Here is a 24,946-nt window from a genome sequence, read left to right on the forward strand (position 1 = left end):
ATATGGGGGGAGAAAAAGTGTCCAACGGGTATGTAGTGCGCGAACATGCATTCTTATTATATAATAGAAGAAATAGATGAAAGATGAGGTGGGAAATGTGTCATTACGTGTCATATCTGGAAGAGCGGGAACAGGGAAAACAGCATTCATCCATCAAGAAATTGTAGAAGATTTGAAGGGAAATCCACTTGGTCCACAAATTTTTATTATCGTTCCTGACCAAATGACCTTCTCTACGGAATATCAATTAACGAATAATTATGGGCTTGAAGGTATTATGCGTGCCCAAGTCATGACGTTCAAACGATTAGCTTGGTTTATTTTGCAAAAAGAAGGAGGCATTGCAAAAGAGCGAATTGATGGGACAGGCTACCGCATGTTAATTCGCCGTATTTTAGAAGAGCATAAGGAAGAATTTTTATTATTCCGCCAAGCAGCAGGTAAACGAGGTTTTACAAAAGAAGTCGAGCAAATTTTAAAAGAGTTTAGCCAATACAATATTAATGTAGAAACGATTGAGCCTCTAATAGATTCATTAAAAGAAAATGGAGCAAGCAAAATTCTTCTTCATAAAATGCATGATTTACAAATTATTTTACAGCAATTAAATGACCGAATTGGTATGGATTATGTGGATGGCGATGGTTATTTCCCGCTATTAATCGAGCGGATGCCAAAGATGGAAAGTTTACGTGAAACACATGTGTATTTAGATGGATTCGTATCGTTTACAGGGCAAGAATTTGCGGTACTAAAGCAACTTTTACTTTATACGCAGCGAGTGACGGTTGTTTTACCATTTGAAGATGCTCAGCTTGATCAATTAGAGGGGGCTGTATTTTACCGTGCCGCGATGTCTTATGAAAAGCTGCAACATGAACTGAAAAAAGTACTATTTGAACAAAATATTGAAATCGAAGAAGAACAGCGGATTCATCTTGAAATGAATTATCGTTCGACAAATTCAGACTTGCATCATATTGAACAAAATTTCCAAGCGCCTACTTTCACACCAATTCATGCACAAAATCATGTGCAAATTATTGAAGGGGCGAATCCTCGTGCAGAAGTGCAAGCAATTGCCCAGGAAATAAAACGATTAGTTGTCGAAGAAGGCAAGCGGTATAAGGATATTGGGATTATGTATCGCCAAGCAGATGTATATGATGCGATACTTGCGACAACGTTCAAACAATATGAAATACCGCTATTTTCAAATGAAAAGCGTTCAATGCTGTATCATCCTTTAATTGAATTTAGCCGTTCTGTTTTAGAAATTATTACAACGAATTGGAAATATGAACCGATTTTCCGTAGTGTCAAAACGGATTTGTTTTTCGCTCAAAATGCAAAAATTGCTGAAATGAGAGATAAAGTAGATGTGTTGGAAAACTTCGTCATTGCGAAGGGAATTGTTCATGATCGTTGGTTTAATGAAGAAGTTTGGCATTATCGCCGCTTTAAATCACTCGAAAAAATTAATTCCATCCAAACAGAAGATGAACGCGAAATTGAAAACCGTTTAAAAGAAGCGCGAGATATTATTCGGGAACCTGTCTTTGCATTGCAACAAAAATTAAAGCAAGCGAAAATGGGGCGTGAAATTATTGTTGCGCTTTATGAGTTTATGGATCAGCTTGATGTGTATAAAAAGCTTGTCAAAATGCAAGAAAAAGAAGAACAAGCAAATGAATTGCACCAATCTTTTGAGCATGAGCAGGCATGGAATGGTTGGGTCCATATTTTAGAGCAGTTTGACTTAATGTTTGGGAATAAAGAAATGACTGTCGAGGATGCCGCGCAAATTTTAGATGAAGGGTTTGAAACGCTTGAATTTTCAAGTGTGCCGCCAACTTTAGATGAAGTAACCGTTTCGACGCTTGAATTTGCTCGTTTCGATAATATGCAGGCGATTTTCATCATCGGTGTGAATGATGGTGTATACCCAATGCGTATGGATGCTGGGGGTCTTCTATCAGATGACGAGCGCGCAACGTTTGAAAAGTCGGATTTTGAGCTAGCACCGGGAATAAAAAGTCGATTGCTGCAAGAAAGTTTTTTATTTTACCGAGCTATTTCATCGCCAACGGATAACTTATTTATTACCTTTTCAAGTGCGGATGAGGAAAGTAAGGGCAAGCTATCTTCATTGTATATAAACCATTTGCATAAATTATTCGAGGTGGAAACAGCTGATGGAGAAAAGCAAAAAACATTACCACATAAGCGTGTAGTCATTGATCCGCTCGAGGACATTAATCCGAAACAAATTTTAAATTATTTACGCCATCCATCGCCAGCAGTCGGTTTTTTAATGACACAATTGAAAAAAGCACAGCAAGAGCAAAAGCCATTACAAGCGGAGTGGAGCGCATTACAAGCGTTTTATGAACGTCAGCCAAAATGGCAAGAAGTTTTAGCGTTTGTTACGAAACCACTTTCTACCGTAAATGAAGCCGAGCCATTGACAGAAGAAATGGCAACCAAATTATACGGGGAAGATTTTTTAGCAAGTGTATCCCGTATTGAAAAGTTTTACAGCTGTCCGTATTCTCATTTTGCTTCGTATGGATTGAAGTTGCAAGAACGTGCGGAATTTAAATTGGAAACATTCGCAATGGGCGATTTATTCCACGAAGCGATTCGCAAAATTTTGTCTGATAATGAACGACCAATTCCATTGAATAATTACCGTGCCTGTTATGAACAAGCGGATGAAACGGTAACGAATTTAGTAAATTATTTTTCATACAGCATTTTGAAAAGCAGTCATCGTTTTGAATACATTAAAACGAAGCTCGTGAAAATTGTCGCGCGCACATTATTCGCGCTCATTAATCAAAGTGAGCTATCGAAGTTTAAAGCGATTGCTCATGAAAAACCTTTTGGAAAACGCGATGAGAAAAACGCGGAAAAGGATGATGAGAATCCATTACAGCCGCTAGAAATTGAACTTGAAAATAATCGTAAAATGTATGTGCGTGGACAAATTGACCGAATTGATGCATACAAAGATGCGGAAAATTTATATTTACGTGTCATTGATTATAAATCGAGCGGACGAAAATTAGACTTTACAGAAGTGTATAACGGCATTTCGATGCAATTATTAACGTATTTAGATGTCGCGTTGCGGAATGTTCCGATTTTAGCAAAGGAAAGTAAGTTCGTAAGTGATTTATCCGAGCTTGAAAATATTATTGTACAAGCAGCAGGTATGTTCTATTTGCATGTGCATAATCCACTCATTCAAACAGAAGATTATACGGAGCTTGAAAAAATTGAAGGGTTGCGTCAAGAAAAATTTAAATTGAGTGGCTATATGTTGAAAGACGTGGAAGTTGCGCAATTAATGGATACGTCATTAGAGCCGAGTAAAACGTCGATTATCGTACCCGCCGCATTTAAAAAGGATGAAAATTTGGAGTTTAATGGACGCTCATCAAAAGTAATTGAGCCAAAAAATATGGAAAACCTTCAGCAATTCGTTCACCATAAATTACAACATGCAGGCAATGAAATTTACCGAGGAAATACGGAAATTAAGCCTTATAGTTTGAGCAATCATACGGCATGTACGTTTTGCAGTTATAAGTCCGTTTGTCAATTTGATCAAGCAGAGGCGGGCAATCGTTTTAATGAATTGAAAAAACAATCGGAGCAAGAAGTATTTGAAAATATTGAAAAGGTGGTATGTGTGCATGATGATTCCAACTAAACCGGAAAATGTTCAGTGGACAGATGTACAGTGGAAAGCCATTTATGCATCAGGTCACGATATTTTAGTATCGGCAGCAGCAGGCTCTGGGAAAACGGCTGTATTAATTGAACGCCTTATTCAAAAGATTTTAGCACCAGAAGATCGTCGCATTGATGTGGATGAATTATTGGTCGTGACATTTACAAATGCTTCGGCGGCTGAAATGCGTAATCGGATGGCGGAAGCGCTTGAAAAGTCAATTGCACAAGATCCGAATAATGCGTTTTTACGACGTCAGCTTAGCTTATTAAATAAAGCGCAAATTTCGACGTTGCACTCTTTTTGCTTAACAATTTGTCGTGAGTATGCGTATACGATTGATTTAGACCCAGGTTTTCGTTTAGCAAGTACAGAAGAAGCGGCATTAATGCAAGATGATGTGTTAATGGACGTGCTCGAAAAGGCGTATCGCGGGGATATGGCGCATTTGTTTACGAAGGAAGAGCTTTATGCGCTCGTTGATAGTTTTGCCACGGATCGAAGTGACCAAGCGATTGAAAAGCTATTGCAGGAAATGTATAAAGTATCGCGTGTACAGCCTGATCCGTATGAATGGTTACGCGCATTACCTGAGAAATATGACAATGATGAGCAAATGCCGATAGATGATTTACAAATTGCACAGGAAATTCGTCCAATGATTATTACGAACTTAAAAGAAGTAGTCGCACGTCTAGAAAAAGGGTATCAAATTGTTTCGGTACAGCCAGCACTTCAAAAAAATGAACCCCTTTTTGCCAATGAATACAGAGCAGCGAAGCAAGTACTTGAAGCGATGGAAAGTGGTACGTGGGAAGAAGCGTATACATTATTGCCGCTTATTAAATTTGATCGAATAAAGGCTGTTACGAAAAAAGATACGGAAGAGGACCAGCGTTTTTATAGCATCGCAAAAGGGTATCGCGATCAGGCAAAAGAGATGCTCGCTACTTTATCAGAAACGTTTTTTGCGCGTCATCCGAAGCTGTATGTGAGAGAAATGGCCGAAACGAAGCCGATTATGGAAACACTCGTTAAATTAACGGTTGAATTTAGTGAAGCATTCAAACAAGCAAAACAGGAGCGTGGGCTACTTGATTTCTCGGATTTGGAGCATTATGCGTTAGAAATTTTATCGCATGCTGAAATCAAAACAACGCCACCGACACCTTCTGAAGTAGCAATGAACTTCAAGGAACGCTTTAAGGAAGTGCTTGTGGATGAGTATCAGGACGTCAATTTGCTACAAGAGACGATTTTACAGCTTGTGAAAAGTGGGGACGAAGCAAATGGAAACCTGTTTATGGTCGGCGATGTAAAACAATCTATATACGCGTTTCGATTAGCAGAACCGCGATTATTCCTTGAAAAATATAAGCGGTTTGATGAAAATCCGGTCAATAATGGGATGAAAATCGATTTAAATGCGAACTTCCGAAGTCGTTCTGAAGTATTAGACGGCACGAACTATGTGTTTGAGCAAATTATGGACGAAGAAGTTGGCGAAATAATTTATGACGAACAAGCAAAATTAAAGTTTGGTGCGAGTTATGATGAGCAGCAAGTGCCGGTTGAGCTTGTTTTATTAGAGGGCGATTCGAAACTGCAAACTGTAGCAAATTCAGATGGTGACGGTGACGAAGAGGAAAGTATTAGCGCGGCGCAGCAAGAGGCACGCTATATTATTATGCGCATTCAAGAGATGGTCCGAGGCGGGGCACAAGTATATAACCCAAAAACAAAATCAATGCGTCCGATCAGTTACCGAGATATCGTCGTGCTCATGCGCTCGCGTACTTGGTATGCAACGTTTGCAGAGGAGTTTAAGATGGCGGGACTCCCACTTTATGCTGAAACAGATGGTGGATATTTTGAGTCATTAGAAGTGATGATCATGTTGAATACGCTCAAAGTAATCGACAATCCATATCAAGATATTCCGCTTGCATCTGTGTTACGTTCGCCTTTTATTGGTTTAACGGAAAATGAGTTGGCGGCCATTCGTTTAATGAACGGGAAAGTGCCGTTTTATGAAGCGTTGAAGCAATATATGGTCAAGGCATCTGGTGAAATGGCGATTGCTACTGAGCAAAAGCTACAAAAGTTTTTAACGCTCCATGAAAAATGGCGTAACTTTTCACGTCATGGCTCACTTGCAGATTTAATTTGGCAAGTGTATTTAGATACGAGTTACTTTGAAATGGTCGGGGCTATGGTGAATGGCAAACAGCGCCAGGCCAATTTACGCGCGCTTCATGACCGTGCGTTAAGCTATGAAAAAACATCCTTCCGTGGCTTATTCCGTTTTTTACGATTTATCGACCGAATGCAGTCGCGCGGGGACGATTTAGGGATTGCCAAATCAATTGGTGAAGCCGATGATGTGGTTACGCTATTAACGATTCATAAATCAAAAGGCTTGGAATATCCTGTCGTTTTCTTAGCGGGGATGAGTCGTGGATTTAACACGAAAGATTTAGGTAACCGCTATATTTTTGATCAAGATTTTGGACTGGCGATTAAGTCGGTTAATCCAGATTTAAATGTTATGTCCACTTCATTGCCACATCTATATGTGAAGGAAAAGAAGCTGGCTAAAATGAAGGCTGAGGAAATGCGTGTTCTTTATGTAGCAATGACCCGTGCAAAGGAGCAGTTAATTTTAGTTGGTTCGATTAAAGATTGGGAAAAGCAAAAAGAAGATTGGTCATTCTATCAAGATTTAGAGGAAACAGTATTGCCGAGTTATACGCGTTCGAAAGCAAATCATTATTTAAGTTGGGTGGGACCGGCTGTTGCAAGACACGGGGACTTTTTACTTGCACAATATGGAAAACAAAAGGAAGCAAATCTTACAACGCAGTGGTTTGTAAATATCATTTCAAATGATGCATTTTTAGCATCTGGGACAGAGGAAGAAACAGTGGAGACGGAGCAAATCGTACAAGTGGATGAATCGCTTGTGGATTTATTAACGCAACGCTTTTTAACGACGTATCCATATGAACATGCGGTGACGAAAAAATCCAAAACTTCCGTTAGTGAGTTGAAACGTTTAGAAAGTCTTCAAAGAATGGAAGAAGAGCAAGTTTATAATTCAAACGCAGGAAACTATGTGAAAGCGAATGTTCCGAGCTTTATGCTAAAGAAAAAGGAACGCAAGCTATCCGCAACAGAAATGGGTACAGCGGTGCATGCGGTCATGCAGCATATACCTCAGGAAGGTTTTCAAACACTAGCAGAAACAGCGGAATTTATTCAATCACTCGTTTCACGCGAGTTATTACAACAAATTGAAGCGGATGTAATCGAGGCGGAAAAAGTACTTGCTTTCTTCAATACAGATGTAGGCCAACGCTTTAAGCATGCGAAACAAACTTTGCGTGAGGTCCCATTTACTTGGAGCTTAAAGGATGCTGAGGGAGATGCGCAAATTATTCAAGGGGTCATTGACTGCCTATTTGAAGATGAATTTGGTCACTGGGTGCTGCTTGACTATAAAACGGATCGGATTGAAAGTGACATATTAGACGATTTGGAGAAAATTAAACGAAAAATGACAAAAGCGTATCACATTCAATTAAACTATTATCAACAAGCTATTGAATCCATTAAACAGGTTAAAGTGAATGAGCGTTTATTGTATTTATATAGTATTGGGAAAGAAGTGAAAATTGATTAGGGGGCTTTTTTGTGAACTTTCGGCCAGTTGGTACGCAGGAGCGAATTGCCACGCTTGATGTTTTACGTGGCTTTAGCTTGCTCGGAATTTTATTGGTAAATATGTTCGGATTTTACTTACCGATGCCTCATATTGCAAGTTTAGAGGATTGGTTTACTTCCGCGCAAGACATCATTTTACAACAACTTTTAGATATTTACGTACAAAGTAGTTTTTACCCGTTATTTTCTATGTTATTCGGGTATGGATTAGCAATGCAGTTTTTAAAAGCGAAAGCATCGGGCACAAACTTTTATAAATTTGCACCAAAACGAATGGTCATTTTATTTTGTGTAGGTATGATTCACGCGGTCTTAATTTGGTGGGGAGATATTCTAGCGACGTATGCTTTTTGTGGTATATTTTTAATCGCTTTAATACGTTTACCTGCAAAATGGCTATTGTTTATTGCGATTGTTGTGAACGGATTATACCATAGTACGATGTTAGGTTTATATGCGCTTACTGGTATTTTCAATCAATCGATGGAAGTGTTGTCAGTAGATATTACCGCGATTCAAAATGCTATTACGGCTTATGGTGTCGGCACATGGACAGATACTTTTATGCAACGTTTAGATGATTTAGCTGTTCAAATGAATCCATTTATGTGGATTTCTGCATTGTTCACGATTTTACCTTATATGCTCATTGGAGCGGCATTTGCGAAGTGGAAGTTGATTGAACGTGCGAGAGAAAAGCTCGTCACTTGGTTCGTATTAGCAATTGTTGGTTTAGGGATAGGAATTTATTTAAAGGCGCTCCCAATTGCATCTGCTCAAACATATGGTTATGAATATTTACAAGTATTCGTAGGAGGACCAATTTTGGCGATTGGTTATATTGCAGTCGTCGTATTAATGTGTCTGCTCCCGATTGCGGTAAAAATATTAGCGCCGATTGCCAAAGCTGGTAGAATGTCCATGACGCTTTATATTATGCAATCGATCATTTGCACAACGCTATTTTATCATTGGGGCTTTGGATTATTTGGGCAAGTGGATGTTCAAATGGGGATTTACATTGCTATTGCTTTATTTATCGTTCAAATTTTGTTTGCAGAGCTATGGTTTTCGAAATTTAAGCAAGGACCACTTGAAGCAGCGATTAAAAGATTAACTTATGGGAAAATATTATCAGAAAAGTAAGGTAATTCATTCAGCTTTGTTGTATCATGTAGAAAACAGAAGGAGCTCCTCACATTATGAAATTGTTATCTTTTAAATTAAATGGACAAGTAAAGTTCGGCCCGAAAGTGAAAAAAGAAGAAGCAGTATGGGATGTCATTGAAATTCAAAAACAGTTAAATATACTCCCTACGTTTCCTGAAACTATTATTGAAGGTATAGCATTAGGTTTTGATTTTGTAGAGCAAGTACGCAAATTAGTAGACGCTGCACAAAAAGCTGAAAATGGTGCGCAATTTAAATATGCTTTTTCAGAAATCGAGTGGCTTTCTCCAATTCCGCGCACACCTAAAAATATTATTTGTGTTGGTAAAAACTATGATGATCACGCAAAAGAAATGGGTGCAGAACAAGCACCGGAAGATATTATGATATTTACAAAGTCACCTACTGCCATTGCAGCGGATGAATCAACATTACCAGTTCATGCAGATAAAACGGATTCTCTTGATTATGAAGGTGAGCTAGCAATTGTTATTGGAAAACGCGGGAAGGACGTTCCAAAAGGGATGGCCTTTGATTATATTTTCGGCTATACAATTGCCAATGACCTTACTGCGCGTGACCTTCAACAAAAACATAAGCAATTTTTCTTAGGGAAAAGCTTAGATGGCAGCTGTCCAATGGGTCCGTATTTAGTAACAAAAGATGAAATTCCAGACCCACATGCCCTGTCAATTGTGACGAAAGTAAATGGAGAAGTACGTCAAAATGGCTCGACAAAAGACATGATGTTTACGGTGTCGGATATTATTGCGATTTTATCGAAACATGTCACATTAGAGCCAGGAGATGTTATTTTAACAGGTACGCCTGCTGGGGTTGGCAAAGGGATGAATCCACCAACATTTTTAAAAGCTGGCGATGAGGTGAAGATTTCAATCGAAGGCATCGGCACATTAGCAAATCGCTTTGAGTAATTACTTTTAATAGAATACGATTGTGATAGATCCATAAAATCACAACTAGCAAGGACAACACTTACGCCCAATAATTGCGCGGGTGTTGTCCTTTTGAATGTATGAGGATGGAACTAAGTTAGACCAATTCATTGTATTTTCACGCGTTCACATGGTAGGATATTGCTTGAAGAAAGAAAATAGAAAAGGTGGAAAATACATGGGCTTTTTAGTTAGTGGTACACATTTGCATATTACAACATGGGTAATTGCTTTAGTACTGTTCTTTATTGCGGCATTGGCAGGCAAAAAATTAACAGGTGTACATATGGGATTACGTTTAATGTACATTTTAATGATCATTTCTGGGGGCGCATTATTCCTAGAATACCGTAGTGCATATGGAATGAACTATGATATGAAAGTTCTTTTCGCTATTTTGGTAATTGGTTTCATGGAAATGATTTTAGTACGTAAAAACAAAGGCAAATCAGTTACTGTATTTTGGGGATTATTCGCAATTGCTTTAGCGGTAACATTGTATTTAGGTTTAAGCTCAGGAATCGGTAGCAAATTCTAATAGGAAAAAAGGAAACCACTTTGGAAGCGTCATGTTTCGGAGTGGTTTTTATATGGAATCCACAATTTTGTCACGGATTCGTCGCAATTGCTTAAAATAACTTTGGAAACATAGCGACCCATCCACAATTTTTTGGTAAAATTATGTTGGATTGTTGTGAAAGTGAGGGAATAACAAGTGGGATTTAAAAAATGGATCGGCGCTGTAACGGCAGGTGTTCTACTTTCTACTACATTAATGTTGACACCAACTGTACAAGCAGAAAAAAATCATACCATTGCTGATGAAAGTATATATGATTTATTAGTAGACCGTTTCTTTAATGGAATTGGCGCAAATGATGACGAATTAGTAAATGCACAAGACCCGGCAATGTTTGCAGGGGGCGATTTTAATGGACTTATAAAAAAACTCGATTATATTTCTGGAATGGGCTTTACAACGGTTTCGATCGGTTCGGTTTTCGCAACTGAAAAATATGATGGCTCCATGGTGACAAGTTATTCAACTCTTGAAAAGCATTTTGGTACGGAAGATGAGTTAAAGGAAGTTGTCAAAAAGTATAATGACCGCGATATGAAAATTATGGTAGACTTCCCGCTTTCAAATGTAAGTCCGAATCATGAATGGGCTAGCCGACCAAACTTTGTGGCAAGTTCGAACAATGGACAAATTCAGTGGGATTTAGCCAATGCAGAAGTTCAAAAAGCGTTGATTGATGCAGCCGTGCAATTTGTGAATACATATAATATCAATGGTATGCGCATAACGAATATTGAAAATGCAGATACATCATTTTTAAATACATTGATTGACGAATTAAAAGCGGTAAAACAAGAAATTTACGTTATCTCAAATGCAGAAAGCGATGCTAATTTTGATGCGAAGTTTTATGCAGATACAGAGCAACTTTATCGTGGCGCTTTAAAAAATGTTGATTTAAATACAACGGTTTTAGATACACATCTTGAGGAATTTATTACAGGAAAAGATGTACCTACGCAAGTAATGATCGATAATATATGGACAGACCGTTTTACGTTAGATGCGACGGAAGAAAAGATGTATCCGCCAACACGTAATAAAATTGCCGTTTCAACGGCATTATTATTACCTGGTGTTCCAGTTGTACAGTATGGTACTGAACTTGCGATGAATGGTACTGCTGGACAAGAGGCACACCAATATTACAATTTTAAAACAGATTCTGAGCTTGTTGACTATATTGGAAAACTGCAAACATTACGCAACAGTTCAGAAACACTGCGCAATGGTGAGTTCAAATGGTTAATGAATGAAGATGGCTATATGGTATTTGAACGTAAATCAGATACAGAAACATGGATTGTTGTTATTAATAACTCAAGTAAAACGAAACGCATTCATATTCCAGTTTCTGAGCTTGGTGAGGGAAAAGAGCTTCGTGGAATGTTTGATAGTGAAATTATCCGCACAAATAAGGATGATAATTATACAATCATTTTAGACCGCGAAATGGTAGAAGTTTATAATGTAATCGAAGCGCGAGGGATTAACACATCTTATATCGTGGCATTAAGTTTAGTTGTAATTATTTACACAATATTTATGATTGTCATTATAAAACGTGGGCGCAAACGTCGTGCGGAACAAGCACAAGCCAATTAAAATAAAAAATCATCATTTCGGATTAAATGAAATGATGATTTTTTTTGCATATGTTTATAATTTTAAACGTTCCTGCAATAGTTTTGCGACGCCATCTTCATTGTTGGATAGTGTGATTTCATTGGCGATATTTTTTAGTTGGTCAATGCCGTTACTCATTGCGACACCAATGCCTGCGTACTCAATCATTTCTAAATCGTTGTCCTCATCGCCAAAAGCAATGATGCGTTCACGGGGAATACCCATTTCTTTGGCAATTTGATCAATACCAACTGCTTTACTTAATCCTTTACGCACGATTTCGATAATTGGGTAAGGCGCTCCCCAACGACGATGCTCAATTAATTCGGCATGAACATCTTGTAAATGCTGTCGAATGATTGGGACATTAGCATCGTTTGCTTGAATTAACAAACTTGTCGGATCTTCTAACAAAGTTGTTTTTAGATCACCCATTCGTACATGAGGGCTCCCCATATTAAAGATATTTAACATTGCTTCATCTTCACGATGGATATAAACATCATCAATGACTTCTGCAATTAAATTATTATATTCATATTTATGGATCGATTCGACGACATCATGCACGACGCGAATATCGACAGGGGTATGAATCGATTTCCACTGGGCATTACGTGGATGATGAACGAAAGCACCGTTAAAATTGACAATCGGTGTAATGAGCCCCAATTCCTCATAGTAAATTTGACTTGCTCGGTAAGGGCGACCTGTCGCAATCATGACATGGTGGCCAGCAGCTTTCGCCTTCATTAATGTTTCTTTTGTAAGAGCTGAAATCTTTTGCTCATCGGTTAATAATGTACCATCTAAATCTAATACGATTAAATGTTCTTTCATTCGGAAAAACCTCCTTTACATCCTTATTATTGTACCTTCAAAAAATAGCACGCGTCAAAGTTTTGTAACGTTTTCAATATTCTGCTAAAGTAATAGGGGAAAGTATATCGTTTAGAGGTGAATAACGTGATTGTAAAAAATGAAAAGTGGAAGGCAATCCCACTATTACATGTTTATGATGAATCGATGGATAATGAGACGCCTGTTGTAATTTTTTTACACGGCTTTTTAAGTGCAAAAGAGCATAATCTTCATTACGCGTATCAGCTGGTTGAAAAGGGGGTACGGGTTATATTACCAGATGCACTTATGCACGGGGAACGTACGAACCATTTATCGGAAAATGAAATGAATTTAAACTTTTGGAAAATTGTTTTGAAATCAGTTGAAGAGGTCAATACCATCTATCAAGAATTAAAATTGAAGAACTTGCTTGGCAGCGAAAATATTGGGATTGCAGGCACTTCAATGGGGGGCATTGTCACTTCTGGTTGCTTAGCGATTTATCCGTGGATCAAGACGGCGGGTATTTGCATGGGCACGACAAGTTTTACAAAGCTTGCAGAGCATCAAGTGGAAGAGTTTAAGGCAAAAGGAATTGAATTTCCGATGACACCTGCGCAGCAAGAGGCGACATTAAAAATGCTTTCGCACTATAATTTAGAACAACGTATGGAGCATGTGAAGCAAAGTCCGATTATTTTTTGGCATGGTCAAAAGGATTCCGTTGTGCCATATCGAATGAGTCGAGATTTTTATGATCAGTTGAAGGAGAAAGAAGAGCAGTACCCAATTCGCTATATTGCAGAACCAAATGCAGGACATGCTGTATCGCGTAGTGGCATTCTTAACGTGACAAACTGGCTGGCACAACATTTGGCATAACCTACAAGTTCTGATATGATAACAGTTAACTCGATTCAGCAGGGATCAAATCCCAGCTGAATCGAGGAACTTAGGCTAAAAACGCCGCGTCGTGCGGCAATGCCTAAGTGACCAACATTGTGTTGGTCCAATGCCCCAGCGGATGTCACAGATTTTTTATAGGAGTTTTTCGAGCAAGCTCAAAAAAATCTGGACGCAATTACGCTAAGGCGAAATTGATTAAGATTGCGGGAGGAGAAACGAAAAATGGCGATTGATCAAGATATGAAAGATAGCATGTATAGCGCATTAGAAAACGTAATTGACCCGGAGCTTGGCGTTGATATTGTCAACTTAGGTTTAGTATATGACGTAGATTTAACAGATGAAGGTGCCGCGACAGTGACGATGACACTAACTTCAATGGGGTGTCCAATGGCTCCAGTTATCGTAGACCAAGTGCAAACGGCATTAAGCGAATTACCAGAAGTGAAAGAAACTGAGGTAAATATCGTATGGCAGCCAGCATGGTCAAAGGACAATATGTCACGCTATGCGAAAATGGCATTAGGTATTCGTTAAAAGGTGGAAAATAAAATGCAGGAATGTTGTGAATGCAACGTTTCTGCATTTTTTGTTTCTTGTAAATAATTTTACACGACTGTAATTAATCAATTCGACATATGGCAAGCGGACAATTTTCACAATCAATTTCTTGTTTTAAATAATTTAAATCAAGAATGGTAATATAGCTTTTTTCCATCTTAATCTTGTTTGTCTTTCGTAGGTCAGTAAGCATGCGATTGACCATTTCTCGACTCGTTGCACATAAATTTGCAATCTCTGTATTCGTCAATGCAAGGTTAATATGCACCTCATTGTTATTTCGATATTCACCGTACGTATTAGCTAAGCGAATTAAAGTGGAATAAAGAGCCCCCTTTTTGCCATGGAGAACTAAGTCACGTAAACGGCTTTGGTTTTTTATATTTTCTGTTTGAATCCATTTTAAAAATTCTATAAGCAGTGTCGGTTGTTCATTTAAAATTGTTTCAAATTGATTGTTGTGAATAGAAAATAGTTTGGAACATTCAAGTGTCTTTGCAGTTGTTGAATGATGTTGTTCGCCGCAAAACAATAAACTTTCTCCAATTAGGCTGTTCGAACTACAAATACGAATCGTCAATTCTTTGCCACTTTCTGTTTCCTTACTAATTTGTATAGAACCATTATGAATTAAAAAAATATGATCAGCTAATTCACCTTCTTGGAAAATATGCATCCCTTTGTCTGCTTTAATCAATGTCCCCTTTGAGTGAAATATTGCTGCAATTTTTTGTGGGATCATTTGTAAAGTATCTACAAAAATCACATCCTTCCAACTGAAATGTAAAATTATTACTAATTAAATATAGGATTATCATACCACATTTTAGGTCTTAGGGGATAAAGTAATAGGTGCAATTATTTGAAATTTAATTATTTTTGACCTACAATTAAATTAGTCAAAGAAGGTCAAAAAAACTTATTTCAGCGATTGTTCAAACAACCGTTGAAATAAGTTAAGCCTCTGGCAGATGTCACAGAATCGGAAGGGAATTCTTTGTGCAAGCACAAAGCCGATTCAGGACGCAATTATGCCGAGGCATAATTGATAAGGGGTGCAATATTTATGCAATTTAATCAAACACAAGATAATCGTCCGCCACTTGAACAATATGGACGAAATTTAATTGAACAAGTTAAAAATGGGAAAATGGACCCGGTAATTGGACGAGATGAAGAAATCAGAAATGTCATTCGCATTTTATCAAGAAAGACAAAAAATAATCCCGTACTAATCGGAGAACCGGGTGTCGGTAAAACGGCTATTGTTGAAGGATTAGCACAACGAATTGTTCGGAAAGATGTGCCAGAAGGGTTAAAAGAAGCACAAGTTTATGAGTTAGATATGAGTGCATTAATCGCGGGTGCAAGTTACCGTGGACAATTTGAAGAGCGTTTAAAAGCTGTGTTAAAACAGGTGAAGGATGCAGAGGGGAGCATTATTTTATTCATCGACGAAATTCATACGATTGTAGGTGCGGGAAAATCCGATGGCGCCATGGATGCGGGCAATATGCTGAAACCGATGCTTGCAAGAGGGGAACTTCACTGTATTGGTGCGACGACATTAGATGAATACCGCATGTATATCGAAAAAGATCCAGCACTTGAACGACGCTTTCAACAAGTGATGGTGAGAGAACCTTCTATTGAAGATACGGTATCCATTTTACGCGGTATTAAAGATCGTTTTGAGGAACATCACCGCGGTGTTCGCATACATGACCGTGCCATTATTGCGGCAGCACAATTAGCGAATCGTTATATTACCGATCGTTTTTTACCAGATAAAGCAATTGATCTAGTCGATGAAGCGTGCGCAATGATTCGAATTGAAATTGATTCGATGCCACAAGAGCTTGATCAAGCAACGCGCCGTTTAACACAATTAAAAATTGAACAGCAAGCATTGAAAAAAGAAAAAGATGCAGCGAGTAAAAAGCGACTTGAAATATTAAGCGAAGAAATCGATGAATTAGAACAAGCGATGAAAAGTATGCAGGAACAATGGGATATCGAAAAAAATGGACTTCAAAACGTCCGCGACAAAAAGGATTTATTAAAAAAATATATTGCAGAAGCGGAAGATTTAGTGCATACGAATAGTAATTTAGCGCGTGCAGGTGAATTGCAATACAGTAAAATTCCAACGCTCGAAAAGGAAGTTGCCGAACTCGAGCAGCAGCTAAAAGAGACAGAGGGCAACCGTATGCTACGCGAAGAAGTGACAGAAGAAGAAATCGCAAAAATTATTTCTCGATGGACAGGTATTCCAGTAACGAAGCTTGTAGAAGGAGAACGAGGAAAATTACTGCGTTTAAAAGATACATTGCATGAACGTGTCGTAGGTCAAGAAGATGCAGTTACATTGGTGACAGAAGCGGTATGGCGTGCGCGTTCGGGTATTAAAGATCCAAATAAGCCGATTGGTAGTTTCTTATTTTTAGGTCCAACCGGTGTCGGAAAAACAGAATTGGCCAAAGCATTAGCAGCACAATTATTTGACTCAGAGGATCATTTCATTCGGATTGATATGAGTGAATATATGGAGAAACATTCGGTATCTCGATTAGTTGGCGCGCCTCCAGGGTATATCGGCTATGAGGAAGGTGGTCAACTTACGGAAGCAGTGAGACGTAATCCATATTCTGTCGTACTACTAGATGAAATTGAAAAAGCACATCCGGATGTGGCAAATATTTTACTGCAAGTGCTAGATGATGGGCGCATTACCGATAGCCAAGGACGCAATGTCAACTTTACAAACACGGTCGTTATATTAACGTCGAATATCGGCTCGCATTATTTACTGGAAAACAGCGAGAACTCCGAACAGTTAGTGAATGCAGCATTACTTCAGCATTTTAAACCAGAGCTGTTAAATCGTATGGATGATATCATTATGTTCCATGCATTGTCGAATGAACATTTCCATGCAATTGCTTGGAAATATGTACACCAGTTACAAGCACGTGTGGCTGAGCAAGAAATTACATTGCAAGTAGATGAGGCGGTTGTGGATTGGGTTGTCGAAAATGGTATTGACCCACAATTTGGTGCACGTCCTTTAAAACGATTTGTACAGCGTCATTTAGAAACGATTGTTGCGCGAGAGTTATTAAAAGGGGAAGTAACAGCTGGAGAAACGCTTCATATCCAGATCGAAAATGGAGCAATCCAAATAGGCAAATAATAAATAAACAAAAAAGACATCCACTCGGCATTATTTGCACGGTTGGATGTCTTTCTTAATTAGTGTTGTTCTGCTTCGAATTCTGGTGTAGATTCGTTTGGAATAATTGCTGCGATAACAAATACTAAAACGCTGAATGCTAATGAAATAATAACACCGTTTAGGAAGTTAAAATCAACAGCTAATACAGAACTTACTACATAATTTAGCATAGATACTAATAAAAATGACCAAAAGAAAGTAACGATATATTGCATCAAATTCACCTCATTGAACTTATTTAAATGTTTATTATAGAATTACATCCTCAATATCATACCATAAGCGTGCTCAAAAATAAAATAGAGAATCGAACAATTCGGTAAGTTGTCAAATCTTTGTTAGAAGAATTGTTTCTTTAAGAATTCAAATTCAATATGCGCTAATTCCCAACGCGTTAAATAGGAGAGGAATTTTTTTATTGTTTTCAGAAAAGTTATGGTCTATAATTAGTACCAGATACTAATCGTTAGTGTTATAAATAAAGGGAAAATGGGATAGAAAAATAAGGGGGATACAATATGAATGCAGGGATTATTGGTATTGGTAAGTACTTACCTGAAAAAGTAGTGACAAATATGGATCTTGAAAAGGTTTTAGATACATCAGATGAATGGATTCGTACGCGAACGGGCATTGAACAACGATACATTGCAGAAGATGAAGAAACATCTGATTTAGCATATAAAGCAGCAGTAAAAGCGATAGAAAATGCAGGAATTACAGCGCAGCAAATTGGGTTAATTATCGTGGCGACGGTTACGCAAGATCAAAATTTCCCAAGTGTTGCATGCCAGATTCAAGAACGTTTAGGTGCTTCTAATGGTGGAGCGATGGATATTTCAGCGGCTTGCTCAGGCTTTATTTATGCAACGACGATTGCCAAACAGTTTATCGAAAGTAACAGCTACGACTATGTATTAGTAGTAGGTGTTGAGAAATTATCGAAAATTGTCGATTGGGATGACCGTAATACAGCCGTATTATTTGGTGATGGAGCGAGTGCAGCGGTAATCGGAAAAGTTTCAGAAGGTAGAGGAATTTTAGCTTTTGAACTTGGCGCAGATGGTACAGGTGGAAAGCATTTAAAAATCGATGAAGAAAACAATATTTTTATGAATGGACGTGAAGTATTTAAATTTGCGGTCCGACAAATGGGAGAATCTGCTTTAAGTGTGATTGAAAAAGCAGGGCTGACAAAAGAAGATGTTGATTATTTAGTGCCGCATCAGGCGAATATCCGTATTATGGAAGCCGCGCGTGAACGTCTAGGTTTACCAGAAGAAAAAATGTCTAAAACAATTCAAAAGTATGGCAATACTTCTGCCGCATCAATCGGAATTTCGATTGTGGATGATCTTGAAACAGGGAAAATAAAAGAGGATGATATCGTTGTCCTTGTCGGTTTTGGTGGAGGCCTCACATGGGGTGCCTTAGCAATGAAATGGGGTAAATAAGTAAGCAGTAAACGCAGAACAAATCATCAAGCAAAAGGGAGAATCAAATGATGGAAAAAAGACGAGTAGTTGTGACGGGTATTGGCGCTGTAACACCAGTTGGAAATAGTGCCGAACAAGCATGGGAAAATGTAGTTGCAGGTAAATCAGGTGTAGGTCCATTAACACGTGTAGATACGAGTAAATTTACGGTTTCTGTTGCAGCGGAAATAACAGACTTTAATATAGAAGATTATATTGAGAAAAAAGAAGCACGTAAAATGGACCGCTTTACGCATTACGCACTTGCAGCGTCAATGATGGCAGCAAAAGATGCGGATTTAACGATTACTGACGAAATGGCTCCACGGGTTGGTGTTTGGATTGGTTCAGGAATTGGTGGAATGGAAACGCATGAACAGCAATTTTTAACATTCCAAGAGCGCGGTGTACGTCGTGTGAGTCCGTTTTTCGTACCAATGATGATTCCAGATATGGCTTCAGGGCAAGTGTCGATTTATCTTGGTGCAAAAGGTGTTAACTCTTGCTCTGTAACAGCTTGTGCATCTGGAACGAATTCGATTGGTGATGCGTTTAAAGTCATTGAACGAGGCGATGCGGATGTGATGATTACAGGTGGGGCAGAAGCGCCGATCGTGACAATGGCCGTTGCTGGTTTTAGTTCAAACACAGCATTATCATTAAATCCAGATGCGAACACAGCTTCTCGTCCATTTGATAAAAATCGTGATGGATTCGTTATTGGTGAAGGTGCAGGAATTTTAATTTTGGAAGAGCTAGAGCATGCAAAAGCGCGTGGTGCGAAAATTTACGGTGAAGTAGTAGGTTATGGTTCGACAGGTGATGCCCACCATATTACGGCGCCAGCTCCAAATGGTGAAGGTGCTGCACGTGCAATGGCGATGGCGTTAAATGATGCAAACGTTGCGCCAGAACAAGTTGGTTATATTAATGCACATGGTACTAGTACACCATATAATGATCTATTCGAAACACAAGCTGTGAAAACGGTATTTGGTGAGCATGCCTACCAATTGGCAATGAGCTCAACTAAAAGTGTAACGGGCCATTTATTAGGCGCGGCTGGTGGCGTGGAGGCAATCTTTACGTTAATGGCGTTAAAAGAAGGCGTTTTACCACCGACGATGAATTTACATGACCCAGATCCGGAATGTGATTTAGATTATGTTCCAAATGAGGCACGAAAAGCATCGATTGACTTTGCATTAAGCAATTCTTTAGGCTTTGGCGGTCATAATGCTTGTTTATTGTTTAAAAAATATACAGGCGCATAAATTCTAAAAAGAATTCTCTATTTAAATGAAAAACAACGTACGCAGTCATGGCGCACGTTGTTTTTTCGTATAGTTGTACAAAGGATGGTGTCAATCGCACGCTTTGTCATATTTTTATTTTGTTATGGAATTTGTGTTATGTCCATTAGTAATATCATTTTGTATTTAAATTACCGTACGCTCGGTTATTCATGGCGTGCTGTCATGTTGTACATACTAAATAGTGCGGAAATTTATTTAGCAGTAGGTACGTTAGGGATTATGTTTATCGTCGTTTTCGCCCTAACCCCATCGCGTTCTCCATTTTCTTAAGCGTTTTTGAAGCAATCGCATTGGCTTTAATAGCACCTTCATCTAAAATCGCATCAAGTTCTGGTGAATCGATTAATTCATTATAACGTTCTTGAATAGGCGTTAAATGTGTGATGACTGCTTCAGCAACACCTGCTTTAAAATCACCATAGCCTTTACCTTCGTATTTTTGTTCTAGTTGCGCAATGGAAATACCTGATAAGGCAGATTCAATCGTTAATAAATTAGCAACGCCTGGTTTGTTTTCGACATCGAATTTGACAATACCTTCAGAATCCGTCACCGCAGATTTAATTTTCTTTTCAATTTCTTTTGGTGTATCAAGTAAACGAATTGTTGCCTTTGTATTTGGGTCCGATTTTGACATTTTTTTCGTAGGTTCTTGCAATGATTTAATGCGGGCGCCTTCTTTTGGTAATTGAATATCTGGAATTGTTAACACATCATTGTAACGCTTATTGAAGCGCTCTGCTAAATCGCGTGTTAATTCGATATGTTGCTTTTGGTCATCTCCAACAGGCACGATATCCGTATTATATAAAAGAATATCGGCAGCCATTAACGGTGGGTAAGTTAGCAGTGCGGCAGATACCGATTCTTTTCCGTTTGATTTGTCTTTAAATTGTGTCATGCGCTCTAATTCACCGATGGATGCGACACATTGTAAAATCCATCCTGCTTGAGCGTGGGCAGGTACTTCAGATTGAATGAATAATGTTGATTTAGCTGGGTCAATCCCTACAGCAATATACATCGCAGCTAATGAGCGAATATTTTTACGTAGCTCTAAACGGTCTTGTGGAACGGTAATTGCATGTTGGTCTACGATACAGTAAATCGCATTGCCTTCATCTTGTAGTGCAGGGAATTGTTTGATTGCGCCGATATAGTTGCCTAATGTAATCGTTCCTGTTGGCTGTACGCCTGAAAATATAGTTTTCAAAAAAAAACCTCCTCGAATTTGGACAAAATAAAAACATCATGCGTCCTCTATATAAAATAGAAGGGACGAATGATGTAAAATCCGCGGTACCACCCAGCTTGCCAAAAAATGGCCACTCATCTTCGTAACGTGAAGGTCCGAGCTTTACTACTGGAAAAAAGGTTCATAAAGCTAACTCGAAAGTCCATTCCATTTAATGAATGATCTGTTTGCACCGTCCACAGACTCTCTTTACATTCTGAATTAAATGTACTACTCTTCGTCATCGTTTTTCATAATATTGAATGTGATTATATCGTACTTATTAGAAAAAATGCAAATATTATTATGAGGCATCAATCTTTTTGAATAAAAAACGTGAATTATGGACATAGTAGTATTACTAATAGCTTTTTTAATGGTGATTAGATTACAGTTTATTTTTCTCAATTGTTGTTCATAATTGAGAAAAAAATTGGGGCGAAATATGTTTAGGTAATCCGTCTTTGGGGTAGTTTTTAAAGGGAAGACATAATTATTATAGGAAATGGTCTTTTAAGAGAAAAAATGTGCATATTTTTTTTGCGGAAACAAGCGTTTATTTGTTGACAAAGTATATTCAAATGATGTCTTTTCCTGTATAATAAAAGCATAGTATTAAATTAAATTAATTCTAAATTAACGATTAAATCGTCCACATTCTAATTTACTTCATTTCAAGCGTTTTTATCCGCTTAACGAAGGAAATTGATTTAATGAGGAGAGGGAGTGAGACAATGTTAGTAACATTATTTACTTCACCAAGTTGTACTTCATGTCGAAAAGCGAAAGCATGGTTAGAAGAGCATGATATCTCGTATACAGAACGCAACATTTTTTCTGAACCACTTACAATTAGTGAAATCAAAGAAATTTTAAGTATGACAGAAGATGGTACAGATGAAATCATTTCGACGAGATCAAAAATCTTCCAAAAACTAAATGTAGATGTAGAAAATTTACCTCTGCAGCGGTTATATGAGCTTATTCAAGAATATCCAGGATTATTACGTCGTCCGATTATTTTAGATAAAAAACGATTACAAGTAGGTTATAACGAAGATGAAATTCGTCGATTCCTACCTCGTAAAGTTCGTGCTTATCAACTACAAGAAGCGCAACGAATGGTTAACTAAATAAATTTTATGATGGATGTTACTCATGCAAATTTGCTGCTGTAACATCTTTTTTTATCGCCATGGTCTATCAACTCATCAAATAACGGAATTGAAAGGTGTTAGCCTTGATTTCGATGTAAAGGTACAATACAATTTCAAGTATTCAAATAATTTCGCTACAATAATGTTTTTCCTTTTCATTTTCATGCAATCCATCATACAATAGAGTTATAGATATCCTACTACTGTAAAATAGGGTATTTAGCTCAGATTTTGTAGAGCACGATGGATTTACATTGCACTTTAAGTGAAATAAATTTGGTTTAGTTCTGTTTAGTAGAACACATCTACTGGACGCAATTTTTGCGAAGGCGAAATTGACTGATATACTGTGTAGTTCAATGATTGACTGTGAAAGGAGTTGAAGTCTAATGGACATCGAACGCATTAACGAAAATACGTTAAAACTTTTTATTACGTATAGTGATATCGAGGATCGCGGCTATAGTCGTGAGGAGATTTGGTATAATCGTGCAAAAGGGGAAGAGCTTTTCTGGGATGTTATTGGCGAGGTGAATACGGAAGATTACTTTGATTTAGATGGTCCGATTTGGATTCACATAAATGCATCAGAAGTTGGCTTGGAAGTTGTCGTGACACGCGCATCTGTCAATAATGACTCCGATGCTTCATCAATGGTAGGCCCTTTTGAAGAAAGTCATGATATAACAGACCAATTAACAGATATGGAAGAAGCGCTTTTTAATTCTCTTGGTAAAAATAAAGAAGAGGAACCAATTGAAAATGCACGATTCCGTTTTAAAGATATCGATGAATTAGTACCGCTTGCAAGACGCGCATCATTATTCGGCGTAAAATCCGCGCTATATCAATGTGAAGGATACTATTATTTAGTTGTGGATTTACTCGATTTAGATCAGCAGGAAGCAAAAAATATGATTGCGCTCTGCAGTGAATATTTATCATCATCTAAAATGACAATTCATAGATTGGAAGAGTATGGAGAAGTGATTATTTCGGAAGATTGTTTCGAAACAATCGCGAGTTATTTCTAAAATCAAGCTTCCATTGTCAATAAGCAAGCACATGCCGTTTTGATTCATTTCAAAACGGTATTTTTGCGTTTTTTATACTAGAATGAATATTGCTACACATACGCAAAATTTATTTTTCAATAAAAACGAGCGTTCAAAATGGAAGTTTGCCAACAGTAACATTTCGTAAGTTGAAATGCAACGGTAAAATCGTTACGATGATACATAAGGGGGTGGTGCATTATGCTTGTCGCATTAACGGAACAACAACAACTGTTTCAATTAAATAGATCGACACCTCAAGAACAATTACAAGCATTAAAGAAAACGGCTCAATTTTATTGCCCGCAATGTAAAGCGTTGCTCATCTTAAAAATTGGACAAATTAAAATCCCCCATTTTGCGCATGTTAAGAAAAGTGACTGTGACGCGTTATTTTCAGAAGGGGAATCCTATGCCCACTTATTAGGGAAGCAACATTTACAGGAACTCTTTCAACAACTGCAATTGCAACCTGTACTAGAACCGTACTTACCCGCTATACAACAACGACCAGATTTACTAATTACAAAAGGAACACAAAAATATGCGATTGAATTTCAATGTAGTCGCCTTTCCCCACAAAAATACCAAAAGCGTACAGAAGGTTATAAAGACATTCAAATTATGCCCATGTGGATTATTCAAACTCCTAATGAACAATTTAAATCTCGAGGCTTAACGAAGCTTTCGATTAATCATACGAATGCCCAATATATTCAAATGTATAAAAATCAGAAATATTTACTAAGCTATGATGTACATAGTCGTACATTTTATTATATAAGTAATTTACTACCGATTCATGGTCAGCAATACTTTGGCTATATTCAATCCATTCCTCTGATGAAGCAACTATTCCCGTTTTTTGTTCCTAAAAAGATAACTGAAAATCAATTTAAAGGAATGCTTACAAGGTTTTTGGCCTATCGATTTCAATATTTACATGCCAGACTTCTTCTCAGTAGAAGAGGGGTTAATGATACTTTGTTGCGTGCGATTTATGAACTAAAGTTAACCGTATCGAAGCTGCCGAATTTTATTGGAATTCCACTGTCAAACAATGAGCAATCCGACATTTTTTGTGTAGAATGGCAACTCCAACTTTTTTACTTTATGGAACGGCATCAATTAACACCGCAAACCTTTCATTTAAAAGCGATACCATACTTTTTAGAGTGGTCGAAAATGTTAGAAAACGATGATTTGCTAAGGGCGGTAACGCAATATTTAATGGTATTAAGAAAGCTGGAAATTGAAACGATTCATGGTGAAGTACCATCGGAACAACTATTTTCCGTCCTGTACGAGGAATTATTTGCAATACCTGCTTAAAATTGCTTAAAATAGATTTATAATTTTGAATATCGCTA

General features: G+C 37.9%; 18 protein-coding genes and 1 other annotated feature. Of the genes, 14 read left to right on the plus strand and 4 right to left on the minus strand.

All coding sequences use genetic code 11. From position 1 onward, the window contains the following. Positions 1-76 precede the first annotated feature (76 nt). The 6 genes from addB to MHI10_RS03475 all read left to right on the plus strand — a co-directional run bounded on the left by addB (position 77) and on the right by MHI10_RS03475 (position 11,773). On the plus strand, positions 77-3,718 hold the full coding sequence (addB, locus tag MHI10_RS03450; protein WP_340782957.1) for a helicase-exonuclease AddAB subunit AddB: 3,642 nt from the start codon (positions 77-79) through the stop codon (positions 3,716-3,718). Continuing rightward, positions 3,702-7,421 (plus strand): helicase-exonuclease AddAB subunit AddA, encoded by a 3,720-nt coding sequence (gene addA, locus MHI10_RS03455; RefSeq protein ID WP_340782960.1) that lies wholly within the window; start codon positions 3,702-3,704, stop codon positions 7,419-7,421. The genes addB and addA overlap by 17 nt, the downstream gene beginning before the upstream one ends. An 11-nt stretch (positions 7,422-7,432) precedes the next feature. Further along, positions 7,433-8,608 carry a DUF418 domain-containing protein gene (locus MHI10_RS03460; protein ID WP_340782961.1) on the plus strand — a complete coding sequence of 392 codons (1,176 nt, stop codon included), beginning with the start codon at positions 7,433-7,435 and terminating at the stop codon, positions 8,606-8,608. A 56-nt stretch (positions 8,609-8,664) separates the two neighbouring features. Continuing rightward, a complete protein-coding gene (locus MHI10_RS03465) occupies positions 8,665-9,567 on the plus strand; it encodes a fumarylacetoacetate hydrolase family protein (RefSeq protein ID WP_340782962.1) in 903 nt (300 codons plus the stop codon). A gap of 199 nt (positions 9,568-9,766) precedes the next feature. Beyond that, a complete protein-coding gene (locus MHI10_RS03470) occupies positions 9,767-10,126 on the plus strand; it encodes a YisL family protein (protein WP_340782964.1) in 360 nt (119 codons plus the stop codon). Between the two features lie 177 nt (positions 10,127-10,303). Next, entirely contained in the window at positions 10,304-11,773 is a 1,470-nt protein-coding gene (locus MHI10_RS03475) for an alpha-amylase family glycosyl hydrolase (RefSeq protein ID WP_340782966.1), read from the plus strand. Positions 11,774-11,827: 54 nt separating this feature from the next. Here the strand turns inward: MHI10_RS03475 and MHI10_RS03480 are convergent, their stop codons facing one another. Next, positions 11,828-12,634, minus strand: coding sequence for a Cof-type HAD-IIB family hydrolase (locus MHI10_RS03480; protein WP_340782967.1), 807 nt, complete (start codon positions 12,632-12,634; stop codon positions 11,828-11,830). Between the two features lie 126 nt (positions 12,635-12,760). Between MHI10_RS03480 and MHI10_RS03485 the strand changes: the two genes are divergently transcribed. Together MHI10_RS03485 and MHI10_RS03490 are read left to right on the plus strand one after the other, a co-directional pair. Next, positions 12,761-13,519: an alpha/beta fold hydrolase gene (locus tag MHI10_RS03485; protein ID WP_340782970.1), complete on the plus strand. Its 759-nt coding sequence runs from the start codon at positions 12,761-12,763 to the stop codon at positions 13,517-13,519. Positions 13,520-13,765: 246 nt separating this feature from the next. Beyond that, positions 13,766-14,080 carry a metal-sulfur cluster assembly factor gene (locus tag MHI10_RS03490; RefSeq protein ID WP_445683174.1) on the plus strand — a complete coding sequence of 105 codons (315 nt, stop codon included), beginning with the start codon at positions 13,766-13,768 and terminating at the stop codon, positions 14,078-14,080. Positions 14,081-14,165: 85 nt separating this feature from the next. Here the strand turns inward: MHI10_RS03490 and MHI10_RS03495 are convergent, their stop codons facing one another. After that, entirely contained in the window at positions 14,166-14,846 is a 681-nt protein-coding gene (locus MHI10_RS03495) for a Crp/Fnr family transcriptional regulator (RefSeq protein ID WP_445683205.1), read from the minus strand. A gap of 324 nt (positions 14,847-15,170) precedes the next feature. Between MHI10_RS03495 and MHI10_RS03500 the strand changes: the two genes are divergently transcribed. Next, entirely contained in the window at positions 15,171-17,297 is a 2,127-nt protein-coding gene (locus MHI10_RS03500) for an ATP-dependent Clp protease ATP-binding subunit (protein WP_340782975.1), read from the plus strand. A gap of 59 nt (positions 17,298-17,356) precedes the next feature. Here MHI10_RS03500 and MHI10_RS03505 read toward each other — a convergent pair whose 3' ends face one another. Continuing rightward, positions 17,357-17,554 carry a YjzD family protein gene (locus MHI10_RS03505; RefSeq protein WP_340782977.1) on the minus strand — a complete coding sequence of 66 codons (198 nt, stop codon included), beginning with the start codon at positions 17,552-17,554 and terminating at the stop codon, positions 17,357-17,359. Positions 17,555-17,857: 303 nt separating this feature from the next. On the opposite strand from MHI10_RS03505, the gene MHI10_RS03510 reads away from it, so the two are divergent. Both MHI10_RS03510 and fabF read left to right on the plus strand, forming a co-directional pair. Continuing rightward, positions 17,858-18,793, plus strand: coding sequence for a beta-ketoacyl-ACP synthase III (locus MHI10_RS03510; RefSeq protein WP_340782979.1), 936 nt, complete (start codon positions 17,858-17,860; stop codon positions 18,791-18,793). A 50-nt stretch (positions 18,794-18,843) separates the two neighbouring features. Continuing rightward, positions 18,844-20,088, plus strand: a complete 1,245-nt coding sequence (gene fabF, locus MHI10_RS03515) for a beta-ketoacyl-ACP synthase II (protein ID WP_340782982.1) — start codon at positions 18,844-18,846, stop codon at positions 20,086-20,088. Positions 20,089-20,353: 265 nt separating this feature from the next. Here the strand turns inward: fabF and trpS are convergent, their stop codons facing one another. After that, entirely contained in the window at positions 20,354-21,343 is a 990-nt protein-coding gene (gene trpS / locus MHI10_RS03520) for a tryptophan--tRNA ligase (protein ID WP_340782984.1), read from the minus strand. Between the two features lie 58 nt (positions 21,344-21,401). After that, positions 21,402-21,618: a binding site (T-box leader), on the minus strand. A 480-nt stretch (positions 21,619-22,098) separates the two neighbouring features. Here trpS and spxA point away from each other — a divergent pair. From spxA to MHI10_RS03535, 3 genes are all read left to right on the plus strand, one after another. Next, the gene (gene spxA / locus MHI10_RS03525) at positions 22,099-22,497 is read left to right on the plus strand and encodes a transcriptional regulator SpxA (RefSeq protein WP_057984275.1); all 399 of its coding nucleotides are present in this window, start codon (positions 22,099-22,101) and stop codon (positions 22,495-22,497) included. Between the two features lie 413 nt (positions 22,498-22,910). Then, on the plus strand, positions 22,911-23,555 hold the full coding sequence (mecA, locus tag MHI10_RS03530; RefSeq protein WP_340782990.1) for an adaptor protein MecA: 645 nt from the start codon (positions 22,911-22,913) through the stop codon (positions 23,553-23,555). 222 nt (positions 23,556-23,777) lie between these two features. Beyond that, positions 23,778-24,908, plus strand: coding sequence for a competence protein CoiA (locus MHI10_RS03535; RefSeq protein WP_340782991.1), 1,131 nt, complete (start codon positions 23,778-23,780; stop codon positions 24,906-24,908). The last annotated feature ends 38 nt before the right edge of the window (positions 24,909-24,946 follow it).

This window comes from Solibacillus sp. FSL K6-1523, from assembly GCF_038005225.1.
GTDB lineage: Bacteria > Bacillota > Bacilli > Bacillales_A > Planococcaceae > Solibacillus.